The organism is Brevundimonas sp., assembly GCF_013912005.1.
Classification (GTDB): Bacteria; Pseudomonadota; Alphaproteobacteria; order Caulobacterales; family Caulobacteraceae; genus Brevundimonas.
This window is the reverse complement of the sequence record NZ_JACESB010000011.1, coordinates 1-12755: the sequence shown is the minus strand read 5'-3', so window position 1 is coordinate 12755 and position 12755 is coordinate 1. Positions and strand designations below refer to the sequence as shown.

The following is a 12755-nucleotide window of genomic DNA, read 5'->3' as shown; positions in this document are numbered from 1 at the left end:
ATTCCAAAGCGGCATCTAGCAAGACCATTCCTGATGTTGGGATGGCGATATTGCCAAGATCGACCTTCACTGACGCCTATACGGGCGTCCTGCGGACCTTGGTGACCGCCAGGACGCAGGCTGGACTTACTCAGGCAGAGGTGTCGCGCCGCCTGGGCAAGACCCAGCCGTTCATGTCCAAGGTCGAAAGCGGGGTGCGTCGCATCGACGTGGTCGAGTTTTGCGCGATAGCCGCCGCAATCGGCCACGATCCGAAGGTCTTGTTCGGCGAGGTCGCGGACGCATTGCCGCCCCGGCTGGAAATCTAGCCGACCTTGATGCCGAGGATCTTCGTGCGCGCCTCAGGCAACATCGCCTCGATCTGATGCAGGACTGACCGGACCTCGATAGCCGGGGCTCCGTGATCTTCGTGTTCGCTCAACCATAGCTTAAGAAGGCCACCGAGACGGGCGAGGTCGCCGTGCGCCTGGATCATGGCGCGGAAGCGCTTGTTCGCTTATTTCGCTTCCGCCGTGGAATGCCCTTGTCCACTTTCCAGTCACCCACAGCGGTTGGAAGCATGGTGTTTGGCCAGCTAGCAGTTGAGCCCGTCTGAAGCCTCTCTGCTTCCTTCCGGATTCGATTTGCCCAAGCCTTGTCGCTCTTGTGGCGTTCACCAGCCGCCCAGAGGGTCTCAAAAATCGCCTTTGCGGGAACCTTCCATTCGTCTGAAGGGGTGCTGGCGCCGCCCTTGGAACTGCCGGCTTTCGCCGTATCGCCCCGCGCGAGAAGCTCGACGTGCCCCACGCCATCTTCGCCCATCGTCGACAGGTAGTTCATCGTGATGATCATGCTGAATAGCGCGTGGTCCAGGTCCTCAGCACTGATCCGCCTGTTGCTTGCGGCCTTCTCTCTGAGATTCATAATCGTCCGAGTGGCGAGATTGACCCGGAGTGCCCTCTGCACCTTCTCGCTGGCATGATCGATGGCCAGTTTTGCGTAGACGGGCCTCGACATCGCCTCTGCATTCGCCAGTCGCTGAACGTCGCGCCAAACGGATGAATCAAATCCCTCAGCTCGGCAATTCCTCGTAGCAACGGCGAGTGCTGCGCCGAGAGCTCCCGAAATGGTCTGCTCAGGACAGATCGGCGTGGGTCGGTGCGGGCCGGTGTTCGACTGTTGGCGAGATTTCAATGTCGTTGGCACGCTTCATCACTGAGAAGCGCCCCCAATCGCCCATGAGTCCTTTCCGCTTTTCAAACAGATCGCCTCGGCGATAGGCCGCTTCCACCTTGTTGCCGATGGTGTGGGCCAGAGCCATTTCGACCACCTCACCCGCATAGTCGGTGTTCTCAGCGGCCCAGTCCCGAAAGGTGCTGCGGAAGCCGTGGGTGGTCAGCGTTGCCCGGCCCATGCGTTTGAGGGCGTTGAGCAGGGCCATGTTGCTGAGCGGCCGTTTCGCCCTGCCGCCGGGGAAGACGAATTCGGAGGTCCTAAGCGCCTCCATCTCCTTCAGAACCGCAACGCTGCGTGCGTTCAGCGGCACGCGATGCTCGCGGCCGGCCTTCATTCGCTCCCTGGGGATGGTCCAGACCTGGGCGTCCAGATCGATCTCCGCCCAGGTGGCGCCGATCACCTCGCCGGTGCGGGCGGCCGTCAGTACGGCGAACTCCAGGGCGCGGGCGGCGACGCCCTTCTGACCGGCCAGCTCGGCCATGAAGGCCGGAAGCTCGGCATAGGGGAGGGCGGCGTGATGCTCGACCGTGCGGACCTTGGCCTTTGAGGGCAGCAGCTTGTCGAGGTGCCCGCGCCAGCGCGCCGGGTTCTCGCCCTGCCGAAAGCCGCGCACGGTGGCCCAGTCCAGAACCGTCTCGATCCGCCCCCGAAGCCGGCTGGCCGTTTCGGGCTTGGTGGTCCAGATGGGCTCGATCGCCTTCAGCACGAGCGTGGTGTCGACCCTCGCCACGGCGAAGTCCCCGAAGACCGGCTTGGCATAGGTGGCCAGGGTCGCCTCCCACTGGGCGGCGTGCTTGGGATTCTTCCACGCGACCTTGTTGGCCTTGATGTAGGCTTCGGCGGCTTGGGAGAAAGTGACCGCCTTTGCGTCCTCGAGCTTTTTGGAGGCGCGCTCGGCGTTCCGCGCGTCGATGGGATCGATGCCACGAAGTTTCAGCTTGCGAGCCTCAAGCGCGAGCTCCCGCGCCTCGGACAGGTTCACGGTATGCAGGGGGCCAAGCCCCATTTCCCGCTCTCGGCCCTCCATCGCATACCGGAAGATCCACGATTTCGACCCGCTTCGGCTGACCTGCAGATAGAGGCCGCCCCCGTCCGCATACATTCCCGGCGTCTTCTGGCGGCTGACGGCGAGCGCGCCCAAGCGATGATGAAGCCGCAATCTAACCCCCGATCCTACCCACGTATATTGATCGGACTATGTCGAGCGCCGAAAGCCGTGTCCAGACTGCGGCGGATAAAAAGATCAGCAAATACGGTAGTTTGCCGGACATTTGCGGATGTGTGTGGATGTGCTGAAAGTGCGTGGTGGCGGACAGAGAGGGATTCGAACCCTCGATAGAGTTTCCCCTATACACGCGTTCCAGGCGTGCGCCTTCAACCACTCGGCCACCTGTCCGTATCCACCGCGGCGGAGGCCCGCCGGGAGTGGACCGGCGGGAGGGGCGCTGATTAGAACAGTCGGCCCCCCTCGGCAAGCGCCGCCTGAGGCCCCATATGCGGCGAACGATCGTCCGGAGTATCCGCCATGCTGTTCCAGAAGTCCCACGACCTGCCGACCGCCGACGCCGCCCTGCCGGGGCGCGACCAGCCGGTGCGGACCGACGAGGTCCACTACGTCACCGGCCGCCCGCTGAAGGGGCCGCACCCGGAGGGCTTCGAGACTGCGGTGTTCGGCATGGGCTGTTTCTGGGGCGTCGAGCGGGTGTTCTGGCAACTGCCGGGCGTGTGGGTCACCTCGGCCGGCTACGCCGGCGGTTTCACGCCGAATCCGACCTATGAGGAGGTCTGCTCGGGCCGCACCGGCCACGCCGAGGTGGTGCAGGTGGTCTTCAATCCGCGGGAGATCAGCTACGGCGAGCTGCTGAAGGCCTTCTGGGAGAACCACGATCCGACCCAGGGCATGCGCCAGGGCGGCGACGTCGGCACCCAGTACCGCTCGGCCATCTACTATCTGGACGACGGTCAGCGCGCCGAGGCCGAGGCGAGCCGCGACGCCTACCAGTCGGCGCTGACGGCGGCCGGGCAGGGGACGATCACCACCGAGATCGCGCCGGCGGGGCCGTACTACTTCGCCGAGGACTACCACCAGGGCTATCTGGCCAAGAACCCGGGCGGCTACTGCGGCATCGGCGGCACGGGCGTGACCTGCCCGGTTGGAGTCGGCGTCGAGGCCTGACCATGGACCGGGCGGGGGTCGGCAGGGTTTGCCTGGCGCTGCCGGGCGCGACCCTCGACCATCCGTTCGGCGACGATCACGACGCCTACAGGGTCGGCGGCAGGATGTTCGCCATCGTCGGCGGCATGGGCGGGCTGTCGTTCAAGGTCTCCGACATCGCCTTCGAGGTGCTGACCGGGGAGGGGCGGGCCCGGCCGGCGCCCTATCTCGCCCGGGCGAAATGGGTGCATCTGGACGACCCGGCCGCCTGGCCCGACGACGAGCTGGCCCAACATCTCACGATCGCCCACGGCCTCATCGCGGCGAAGCTGCCGAAGACGCAGCGGGCGGCGCTGGGCCTCGCCTGAGGGTCAGGCCGCCGGGCGCGCCTTCTCCTCCGCGATCCAGCGGTCCATGCGCGCGTCCAGCAGGTCCAGCGGCAGGGGGCCGTCGACCAGCAGGGCGTCGTGGAAGCGGCGCACGTCGAACCGCTCGCCCAGCTCCCGCTCGGCCCGCGCCCGGATCTGGCGCAGCCGGATCTCGCCGATCTTGTAGGCCGTGGCCTGGCCCGGCCAGCCGATGTAGCGCTGCAGCTCGGTCTCGATGTTGAGCGGCGAGAGGGCCGAGTTGTCGCGGAAGCAGGCGCGGGCCTGGTCGATGTCCCAGCCCAGCCAGTGGATGCCGGTGTCCGCCACGAGGCGGCAGGCGCGCCACATCTCGTAGCTGAGCCGGCCGAAGCGCTCGTACGGGGTGCGGTAGAAGTCCATCTCCTCGCCGAGGAACTCGGCGTACAGACCCCAGCCCTCGGTGAAGGCGGTGACGTCGACGCTGCGCCGGAAGTAGGGGCCGGCCTCGGCCTCCTGCTGCAGGGCGATCTGCAGGTGGTGGCCCGGCACGGCCTCGTGCAGGGTCAGGGCGGGCAGCTCGTACAGCGGCCGCTGGTCCAGCGCCGAGGTGTTGACCATGTAGCCGCCGGCGACGCCGTTCTGCATGGAGCCGGGGAAGTAGCGGCCGGTGGTGTAGTTGGCCTCGATCTCGGCGGGCACCGGGCGCACGCCGTAGGGGGTGCGCGGCAGGGTTCCGAACAGGGCCGGCAGGCCGTCGTCGGCCCGCTTGGCCATCTCCGAGGCCTTCTCCAGCAGGTCCTCGCGGGTCGTCGCGTAGAATTGCGGATCGCTGCGCAGGAAGGCGAGGAAGCCGGCGAAGTCGCCGCTCCAGCCGGCGGCGCGCATCTCCGTCTCCATCCGCGCCCGGATGCGGGCGACCTCCTCCAGGCCGATCCGGTGGATCTGGTCCGGGGTCAGGTCGGTGGTGGTGTAGCCGCGCACGAGGAAGGCGTAGAGCTCGCGTCCGCCGGGGCGGTGGACGAGGCCGAGGCTCTCCGGGGCCCGCGGCAGGTATTCCTCGCGCAGGAAACGCGCCCATTCCCGGCGCGCCGGCATGATCCCCTCCGCCACCGCGCGGGCGGCGCGGGCCCGCAGGGCCGCCTGCTCCGCCTGCGGGATCGAGTCCGGCAGGTCGGCGAATGGCCGGAGGAGGGGATCGGTCGCGGCGGTCAGGGCGGCCTCGGGCTCGATCAGGCCGAGGGCGTTCTCGACCGTGGGGCGAGGCTGCACGAGCCCGGACTGAAGCCCGCGGCGGGCGTCGTCCAGCTGGTCGCGGTAGAAGCGGGGCAGGGCTTCCAGCCGGGCGATCCAGGCCTCGGCGTCGGCCCGGGCGGCGATGCGGGTGACGCTGGCCATGTAGCCGGCGGACTGGCCCGGACCGCCCTCGGAGTTGAAGGCGCCGATGCGGGCGGCGTCCAGGGGGATGCGGTCGAGGCTCCGGCGGAGAACGTAGGCGAGGAAGGCGTGGTTGAGCCGGTCGTCCTCGCCGAGCGTGGCGGGATCAATCGCCTCCAGCCGGGCGGCGAAGCCCTGCAGCACCGGGGCCTGGGCTTCCTCGAAGGCGCGGGAGACGTCGGGCAGCCGGCGCTTGGCGGCGGCGTCGCCCTCCATGCCCGCGGTGATCGGATCGACCGAGCGCAGGTACGCCTCGTAGTCGGCCAGCAGCGCCGCCAGCCGGGCATCCTGCGCCGGCGCGGCCGCGGCAGGCTCGGTCCGGGCGGCGGCCGGCGAGGCCGCGGCGAGGCACAGGGCGGCCGCGGCGGCCGTGGCGGCGAGCAGTGTCTTCATCGTCCCCTCCGGTTTCGGAGAGTGCAGCGGACCGGGACGGGCGCGTCAACCGGCGACGACGCCCGTCAGCCGGCGCAGAGCTCCGCGAACCGCCGCAGGCGCGCCAGATGCGCGGCCGGCACCTCGATGGTCCGGCGCCGGTCCCCCACGGCCACCGACAGCCGGCCGTCGACGGCGAAGGCGGCGAACACGGGGTGATCGGTGCGCAGCGCCAGTCTGAGGCCGTCCCGGCCGCCGGCGGCCTCGGCCACCGCCGTCGCCTCGCCGGCCGCCAGGCGGGCCATGCCGGCGGCGGCCTCCACCCCGTACAGGGTGAGGCGCGCGACGCTGCCGCCGGGTTCGCACTCGAAGGTCGTCCGCAGATGGGCGGTGTCGGGAACCTCGTGGGCCAGCACGACCGGAGAGTCGTCGGCGTAGAGGGTCCAGGTCCAGCCGCTCTCGGGCGCCGCGGCGGCGTTCTGGACCGAGGTCAGCAGCAGCACGGCGCTGGCGAGCAGGTCGATCATGGTCCGCCCCCTGGCGTCAGACCGGCTCCGGTTCAGACGCGGTTTCCGCCGCACCAGTCGAAGAAGGCCGCGATCGCGCGTCGCTCCTCCGTGGTGGCGGTGAGCTGGAACCTACCCGCATCGCCCTCCACCGCCAACGTCCCCTTGCGGGCGAGGCGCTGCAGGGTCGGGTCGGCGGTGGCGATCCGGGCTTCCCCGAACAGGCCCCCGCCCAGCGGGTCGATGGCGGCCGGCCCGCTCGAGGCGTGGATCAGGCGCGGACTGGCCGGCTGGACCTCGCCATAGACGGCGGCGGTGCCACGCCCGGGCTCGCAGGTCAGCATCAGGGCCAGCTGGTCTGAATTGGCGAGACCATAGGCCAGCTTGGCGGTCGCGCCTTCGTGGCTGAGGTGCCACCCCATGCCGTCGGGGGAAGGCGGCGGCGCGGCGCCGGCGCCGGACTGGGCGGCGGCGGCGAAAAGGCCGAGGGCGGCGACGGCAGGGATGGCGAACCGGAACATGCAGAATACTCGCGTCTGACCGGGCAAACGCGGGTTTCTTCAGGGGGTTCACGGCTCTGCTTCGGGAATTCCGAACAGGAGCTTGATCTGTTGCGGTTATGCTGCGCGGCCGCCGGGCCGTCAGAACGGGCTGAACCGCTCCACCAGCGACTGGGCCGCAGGGGTCGCCTGCACCCGGCTGATGTCCCCGCGGCCGCCGTAGCTGATGCGCGCCTCGGCGATCTGGGTGTGGCGGATGGTGTTGGCCGAGGAGATGTCCTCCGGCCGCACGATGCCGGCGACGGTGAGCTCCCGGACCTCGCGGTTGGTGCGCACTTCCTGCCGACCCTGGATGACCAGGTTGCCGTTGGCCAGCACGTCGGTGACCACGGCGGCGATGGTCAGGTTGACGCGTTCCGACCGGCTGACGCTGCCCGAGCCCGCGGCGTTGGACTCGCCCTCGAGCCCGATCATGTTGGCGGCGTCGAAGCCGCCTGGGAAGGCGCGGCCGAGGCTGTTCTCCAGGCCGAACAGGTTGGTGACGCCGCCGGAGATGTCGTTCGAGCGGCTGCGCTGGGTCGAGTTCTGGGTCTGGGCCCGGTCGTCGATGTTGATGTCGACGGTCAGGATGTCGCCGACGTGCCGGGCGCGCTGGTCGCCGAAGAAGGTGCGGGCGCCGACGCGCCACAGGCTGTTGGCGCTGGCGGCGCGGTCGGCCCGTTGCTGCTCGGGCGAGGGCAGGTAGGTCTGGGTGGTCGGCACCAGGGCGGCCGGATAGCCGATCGGGGCCAGTTCAGGCCCACGCACCGCCTCGACGGCGGTGGAGCAGGCGGTGAGGGACAGGGCGGCGGCGGCGGCGGTCAGGGCGGTGCGCATGGGTACTCTTTCCCTCTAGCGGGCGGCGAACTGGTGGGTGCGGGCGGCGGGGCCGGCGACGGCCTGGCCCGGAGCAACGGCGACGGCGTCGAAGACGCGGCCGGACTGGAGATTGCGGATGGCGAGGCGCTGGCCTTCGGCGGCGTTGCCCTCGGCGCGGCCCGAGATGGTCAGGCGCAGCCCGTCGGCCTCGTAGAGCACTTCGACGATGTCGTTGCGGCTGATGATCCGGTCGGCCCAGGCGCTGCGGCGCGGCGCCGGAGCGAACGACGCCGGAACGGCCGCGGCGACGGCCGCCGGCGACGGCGAGCCGCCCTCGGCCGGCGCGGAGGCGGCGTGGCGGACCACCACGCGGCGCAGGCCGTTCGGATTCGACCAGTCCAGGCCCGCCTGCCGGGCCATGGCCTGCAGCTGGCCGGCCTCGAACACGACCGACGGACCGGAGCGGCGGCCGACCACCACGCCGGCGGCGGGGCCGGCGCCGTCGAAGACGTCGCCGAGGGTCACCGCGCCGTCGGCGTCGACGGGATTGCTCTTCAGGCTGACCGGCCCGGCGAGGGCGGGGGCCGCGAGGAGCAGGGCGGCGGCGGCGCCGAGGATCAGGGCCCTCACGACTTCACCTGCGCGCTGACCGACAGCATCTGGTCGGCGGTGGTGATGACCTTGGAGTTCATCTCATAGGCCCGCTGGGCGATGATCAGGGCGCTGATCTCGGCCACCGCGTCGACGTTCGAGGCTTCGGTGTAGCCGTGCAGGATCTCGCCGAAGCCGACCTCGCCGGGCGTGCCGACGTTCGCCGGGCCCGAGGCGGCCGTCTCCAGCAGCAGGTTGTCGCCCACCGCTTCCAGTCCGGCCTCGTTGAAGAAGGTGGCCAGTTCCAGCTGTCCGACGATCTGCGGCTCGGGCTCGCCCTGGGTGATCACCTGGACCTGCCCGGATTTGGAGATGGAGACGTCGACCGCGTCCTGGGGGATCGAGATGTTGGGCTGCACGGCGTAGCCGTCGTCGGTGACCAGCTGGCCCTCGCCGTTGACCGCGAAGTTGCCGGCCCGGGTGTAGGCGGTCTCGCCCGAGGGCAGCAGGATCTGGAAGTAGCCGCGGCCGTCGACGGCGACGTCGTAGCGCCCGCCGGTCTGGGTCGGGGTGCCCTGTTCGGTGACCCGGTAGACGGCGCCCGCCTTGACGCCGGCGCCGATCTGGATGCCGGTCGGCACCACCGTGCCCTGGCTGGACGACTGGGCCCCCATGCGTTCGACGTTCTGGTACAGCAGGTCCTGGAACTCGGCCCGCTGACGCTTGAACCCGACCGTGTTCATGTTGGCGATGTTGTTCGAGATGACCTCGACGTTCAGCTGCTGGGCGGCCATGCCCGAGGCGGCGGTTCTGAGCGCGCGCATGTCTCAGTGCTCCCTTACGAAACCCGGCCCAGCCGCTCGACGGCGCGGCGGGACAGGTCGTTGGTGTTCTCGATCATCCGCGACACGCTCTCGTAGGCGCGCTGGATCTCGATGAGGTTGGTGATCTCGAGGATCGGATTGACGTTCGAGCCCTCCAGCATGCCTTGCCGGACGCGGGCGTCGTTGGCCTCGACCGGGGCGGCGTTCGAGGCGTTGCGGTAGAGGCCGTCGCCGCCCTTCTCGAGCACGCCGAGCGTGTCGAAGCGGACGAGGGCGAGCCGGCCCACCGGCTGGCCGTTCTGGCTGATCGTGCCGTCGGCGGCGACCTGCGGCTCGCCCAGCGAAGGATCGAGGATGATCTCGCCGCCGTCGCCGAGCACGGCGTGCCCGCCCTGGGTGGTCAGCCGGCCTTCGGGATCGAGGGTGAAGGCGCCGTCGCGGGTGTAGGCCTCGCCCGCCCCGTCCTGGACCTTGAAGAAGGCCCCTTCGCCCTCGATGGCGAAGTCCAGCGTCCGGCCGGTCTGCTCCAGCGCGCCCTGGCCATAGTCGCGGCCCACCCCGTTATCGAGCACGAAGCTGACGCCGGGGCGCACGAAGGCGTTGCGGGCCCGCTCGCCGACCTCGGTTCCGAGCAGCAGCTGCTCGACCTTGAAGCCGGTCGTGTCCGCATTGGCGATGTTGTTGGCCACGACGTCGAGCTCGCGGCGCAGGGTCATCTGGCGGGACAGTCCGGCGTAGGCGGCGTTTTCCACGGGCGGCTCCTTTCGCGAATGGCTTCGCAACAGGCGTGCCAACAGGGTGAATCCCCGCGGGGCGGGCGTTTCAGCGGCGAAGCTGGCCCCGGCGCCCGGCAGGATTTGCCGGTTCTAAACGGGTCGTTAACCAAACCCGGCTCGAATGGACCGGAGATTCCCGGGGCGTTGCGGCATGCTGAAGTTCGGCAAGAAGAAGGGCGGAAAGGATGGCGACGACGCCAACCTGCCCGCGGTCGCGGACGGCGACACGCCGGAGGGCGAGGGCGCCCCGGCGAAGAAGAAGCTGCCGCTGCTCTTCATCATCATCCCGGCGGCCCTGCTCGTGCTCGGCGGGGGCGGCGGCGCCGCCTTCTTCCTGATGCAGCCCAAGGCCGCGGCGGCCGACGGGCACGCCGCGCCCAAGAAGGACGACGGCCACGGCAAGAAGGCCGAGAAGAAGGGCGGCGGCCACGGCGGCGGCGGGGGCGGCGAGGCCGACGCCTCGCTGGGCGTTATCTCCGAGGGGCCTGACGGGGTGGTCTTCTACACCCTGCCGGACATGGTGGTGAACATCCAGGCCGCGGACGGACGTCCGACCTTCCTGAAGCTCAAGCTGACCCTCGAGATGCATGACGCCGGCGTGGCCGAGCACCTGCAGGCCGAGATGCCCCGGCTGCAGGACATGTTCCAGGGCTTCCTGCGCGAGCTGCGGCCCGAGGATCTCGCCGGTTCGGCCGGCAGCTTCCAGCTCCGCGCCGAAATCCTGCGCCGGGTCAACCTGATCGCCGCCCCGGGCAAGGTCGACGCGGTGCTGATCGAAGAAATGCTGGTGCAGTAGGAATGACCGACGCCGCCTTCGCCGACGCGCCGGACCCGTTCGCGGAGTCCCTCGACCCGGCGGCGGAGGACCGTCCGGCGCTGGGCGAACGGGTCCTCAACCAGGACGAAATCGACAGCCTGCTGGGCTTCGATCTGGGCGAGGACGACGGCTCCGAGCGCTCCGGCATCCGCGCCATCATCAACTCGGCCCTCGTCTCCTACGAGCGCCTGCCGATGCTGGAGATCGTCTTCGACCGCCTGGTGCGGCTGATGACGACCTCGCTGCGGAACTTCACCTCCGACAACGTCGAGGTCAGTCTCGACAACATCTCGTCGATCCGCTTCGGCGACTATCTGAACTCGATCCCCCTGCCGGCCATCCTGGCGGTGTTCCGGGCCGAGGAGCTCGACAACTACGGCCTGCTGACGGTCGATTCGAACCTGATCTACTCGATCGTCGACGTGCTGCTGGGCGGCCGCCGCGGCACCGCCGCCCTGCGCATCGAGGGCCGGCCGTACACGACCATCGAGCGGGTTCTCGTCCAGCGGATGGTCGAGGTGGTGCTGAACGACGCCCGCGCCGCCTTCGAGCCGCTGACCCCGGTGCACTTCAACCTCGACCGGCTGGAGACCAACCCGCGCTTCGCCGCCATCGCCCGGCCGGCCAACGCCGCCATCCTGGTCAAGCTGCGCATCGACATGGAGGACCGCGGCGGGCGCATCGAGCTGCTGCTGCCCTACGCCACCCTCGAGCCCATCCGGAAGATGCTGCTGCAGCAATTCATGGGCGAGAAGTTCGGCCGCGACAACATCTGGGAAGGCCACCTGGCCACCGAGCTCTGGACCACGGGAACCGAGGTGCGCGCGGTGCTCGACGAGCAGCAGCTGCCGCTGTCGAAGGTGCTGGATCTCAAGGTCGGCGACACCCTGATGCTGAACGCCACGCCCAACTCCGAGGTCTCGGTGCGGGCGGGATCCATCCCGCTGACCATCGGGCGGATGGGCCGGAAAGGGCAGCACATCGCGGTGCGGGTCGAGGCCCCGGTGAACGTCGAGGCCGCCTCCAGCCTGGTGAAGGGAAGACGCTGATGACCGGGATGATCCTCGACGGGGTGCTGATGCTGCTGCTGGTGGCCGCCCTCGGCTACGGCGTGCGGCTGGAGAAGAAGCTGTCGGCGCTGCGGGCGGGCCAGCAGGCCTTCGCCTCGGCGGTGACCGAGCTGAATGCGGCCGCCGGCCGGGCCGAGGCGGCGCTGGCCTCCCTGCGGGCCTCCGGCCAGGAGACCGACCTGCTGCACGACCGGATCGTCAAGGCGCGCGAGGTGAAGGCGCAGCTGGAGTCGCTGATCGCCCGCGCCCCGGCTCCCGCCGCAGCGGCGCCGGAGCCGGTTCGTCCGGCTGCCGCCGAGCCGCGTCCGGTCGCCGCGTCGGCGGTTCCCGCCGACGACGAGCGGGCCCGGCGCATGGCGGCCCTCGCCGACCGCATCCAGGGGCTGGCCGCTCCGGCCCGTCCCGGCGGGCGCGACAATGTGGCCGCCATCGTCGGCGCCCTGACCGCTAACCAGACTGCGAAGCAAAACCTCAACCGCGCCCGGCGCACCCTGGACGAAGACCTCTTCGCCGCCTGATCGCGAGTCGCGCCCCATGAAGACCCCCCGCCTCCTGCCCCTCGTCGCGGTCGCCATCGGCGGCGTGGTCGCCGTGCGCGCCGTCGGCGTCGCCCCCGGCCTGTTCGAGGGCGCGCGCGCCTGGGCGGAGGAGGCGGTGCCGGCGGCCGGCGCCGCCGCTCCGGCCGCCGCTGCGCCCCCGCCCGCGGTCTGCGCCCTGACGCCGGAGCAACTGGCGCAGCAGGCCGGCATCTCGCCGGCGGAGCTGCGCGTCATCCAGTCCCTGTCGCAGCGGCGCACCGAACTGGACGCCCGCGACGCCGACCTCGCCTCGATGCTGCCCCTGCTGGCGGCGGCCGAGCAGAAGCTGGACGCCCGGGTGCAGGCGCTGGAGACGGTGAAGGGCGAGGTGCAGCAGCTGCTGGGACAGGTCGACGAGCGCGAGAAGGCGGAGATCGACCGGCTGGTGGCGGTCTATTCGGCGATGCGCCCGCGCGACGCGGCGCGGGTGTTCGCCACCCTGGACGATGGAGTGCGCCTGCCGGTGGCCGCCGCCATGCGGCCGCGCGCCCTGGCGGCGGTCATGTCGCAGATGGAGCCGGCGGCGGCCCGCGAGCTGACCGAGAAACTGGCCCGCCGCTTCGAGGCCCAGCAGCGCGCCGCCCGGGCCGCCGTGGCCGCGGCCGAGGCGCCGACCGCGCCCGCTCCGACCCAGCAGGCCGAGGCCGCTCCGCCCGCCGCGGCGCCCGCGCCGGCGGCGGCGACGCCCCAGCCGGCCCGCGCCGCGCGTCCG

The 12755-nt window shown here is 70.5% G+C and carries 17 protein-coding genes and 1 tRNA gene; 7 read left to right on the top strand and 11 right to left on the bottom strand.

Going from position 1 to position 12755, the window contains the following annotated elements; translation table 11 throughout:
* Positions 1 to 41: 41 nt before the first annotated feature.
* Positions 42 to 308 (top strand): helix-turn-helix transcriptional regulator, encoded by a 267-nt coding sequence (locus H2038_RS09090; RefSeq protein ID WP_292111952.1) that lies wholly within the window; start codon positions 42 to 44, stop codon positions 306 to 308.
* Here H2038_RS09090 and H2038_RS09085 read toward each other — a convergent pair.
* The 4 genes from H2038_RS09085 to H2038_RS09070 all read right to left on the bottom strand — a co-directional run bounded on the left by H2038_RS09085 (position 305) and on the right by H2038_RS09070 (position 2611).
* The gene (locus H2038_RS09085; protein WP_292111948.1) at positions 305 to 475 is read right to left on the bottom strand and encodes a hypothetical protein; all 171 of its coding nucleotides are present in this window, start codon (positions 473 to 475) and stop codon (positions 305 to 307) included. The two genes, H2038_RS09090 and H2038_RS09085, sit on opposite strands and share 4 nt — an antisense overlap.
* Positions 472 to 996: a hypothetical protein gene (locus H2038_RS09080; RefSeq protein WP_292111945.1), complete on the bottom strand. Its 525-nt coding sequence runs from the start codon at positions 994 to 996 to the stop codon at positions 472 to 474. Before H2038_RS09080 ends, H2038_RS09085 begins: the two co-directional genes overlap by 4 nt.
* Positions 997 to 1114: 118 nt before the next feature.
* Positions 1115 to 2356: a site-specific integrase gene (locus H2038_RS09075; RefSeq protein WP_292111943.1), complete on the bottom strand. Its 1242-nt coding sequence runs from the start codon at positions 2354 to 2356 to the stop codon at positions 1115 to 1117.
* Positions 2357 to 2521: 165 nt separating this feature from the next.
* Positions 2522 to 2611: transfer RNA gene (locus tag H2038_RS09070), tRNA-Ser, on the bottom strand.
* A gap of 129 nt (positions 2612 to 2740) precedes the next feature.
* Here H2038_RS09070 and msrA point away from each other — a divergent pair.
* Together msrA and H2038_RS09060 are read left to right on the top strand one after the other, a co-directional pair.
* Positions 2741 to 3391, top strand: coding sequence for a peptide-methionine (S)-S-oxide reductase MsrA (msrA, locus tag H2038_RS09065; protein WP_292111940.1), 651 nt, complete (start codon positions 2741 to 2743; stop codon positions 3389 to 3391).
* A gap of 2 nt (positions 3392 to 3393) precedes the next feature.
* Positions 3394 to 3738: an MmcQ/YjbR family DNA-binding protein gene (locus tag H2038_RS09060; RefSeq protein ID WP_292111937.1), complete on the top strand. Its 345-nt coding sequence runs from the start codon at positions 3394 to 3396 to the stop codon at positions 3736 to 3738.
* A 3-nt stretch (positions 3739 to 3741) separates the two neighbouring features.
* Here H2038_RS09060 and H2038_RS09055 read toward each other — a convergent pair whose 3' ends face one another.
* The 7 genes from H2038_RS09055 to flgF all read right to left on the bottom strand — a co-directional run bounded on the left by H2038_RS09055 (position 3742) and on the right by flgF (position 9554).
* Positions 3742 to 5544, bottom strand: coding sequence for a DUF885 family protein (locus tag H2038_RS09055; RefSeq protein WP_292111934.1), 1803 nt, complete (start codon positions 5542 to 5544; stop codon positions 3742 to 3744).
* A gap of 65 nt (positions 5545 to 5609) precedes the next feature.
* Positions 5610 to 6050, bottom strand: coding sequence for a hypothetical protein (locus H2038_RS09050; RefSeq protein ID WP_292111931.1), 441 nt, complete (start codon positions 6048 to 6050; stop codon positions 5610 to 5612).
* A 32-nt stretch (positions 6051 to 6082) separates the two neighbouring features.
* The gene (locus H2038_RS09045; protein ID WP_292111929.1) at positions 6083 to 6550 is read right to left on the bottom strand and encodes a hypothetical protein; all 468 of its coding nucleotides are present in this window, start codon (positions 6548 to 6550) and stop codon (positions 6083 to 6085) included.
* Between the two features lie 120 nt (positions 6551 to 6670).
* Positions 6671 to 7405 (bottom strand): flagellar basal body L-ring protein FlgH, encoded by a 735-nt coding sequence (gene flgH / locus H2038_RS09040; protein ID WP_292111926.1) that lies wholly within the window; start codon positions 7403 to 7405, stop codon positions 6671 to 6673.
* Between the two features lie 15 nt (positions 7406 to 7420).
* Positions 7421 to 8017 carry a flagella basal body P-ring formation protein FlgA gene (locus H2038_RS09035; RefSeq protein ID WP_292111923.1) on the bottom strand — a complete coding sequence of 199 codons (597 nt, stop codon included), beginning with the start codon at positions 8015 to 8017 and terminating at the stop codon, positions 7421 to 7423.
* Positions 8014 to 8802, bottom strand: a complete 789-nt coding sequence (gene flgG, locus H2038_RS09030; protein WP_292111920.1) for a flagellar basal-body rod protein FlgG — start codon at positions 8800 to 8802, stop codon at positions 8014 to 8016. The genes H2038_RS09035 and flgG overlap by 4 nt, the downstream gene beginning before the upstream one ends.
* A 14-nt stretch (positions 8803 to 8816) precedes the next feature.
* Positions 8817 to 9554, bottom strand: coding sequence for a flagellar basal-body rod protein FlgF (gene flgF / locus H2038_RS09025; RefSeq protein ID WP_292111917.1), 738 nt, complete (start codon positions 9552 to 9554; stop codon positions 8817 to 8819).
* 175 nt (positions 9555 to 9729) lie between these two features.
* Here flgF and H2038_RS09020 point away from each other — a divergent pair, with 175 nt between their 5' ends.
* From H2038_RS09020 to H2038_RS09005, 4 genes are all read left to right on the top strand, one after another.
* Positions 9730 to 10374 carry a flagellar basal body-associated FliL family protein gene (locus H2038_RS09020; protein ID WP_292111914.1) on the top strand — a complete coding sequence of 215 codons (645 nt, stop codon included), beginning with the start codon at positions 9730 to 9732 and terminating at the stop codon, positions 10372 to 10374.
* Positions 10375 to 10376: 2 nt separating this feature from the next.
* Entirely contained in the window at positions 10377 to 11444 is a 1068-nt protein-coding gene (fliM, locus tag H2038_RS09015) for a flagellar motor switch protein FliM (RefSeq protein WP_292111911.1), read from the top strand.
* The gene (locus tag H2038_RS09010) at positions 11444 to 11983 is read left to right on the top strand and encodes a DUF6468 domain-containing protein (protein ID WP_292111909.1); all 540 of its coding nucleotides are present in this window, start codon (positions 11444 to 11446) and stop codon (positions 11981 to 11983) included. The genes fliM and H2038_RS09010 overlap by 1 nt, the downstream gene beginning before the upstream one ends.
* A 16-nt stretch (positions 11984 to 11999) precedes the next feature.
* Positions 12000 to 12755 (top strand): hypothetical protein (locus tag H2038_RS09005; protein ID WP_292111907.1); only part of this gene is annotated, 756 nt, incomplete at its 3' end.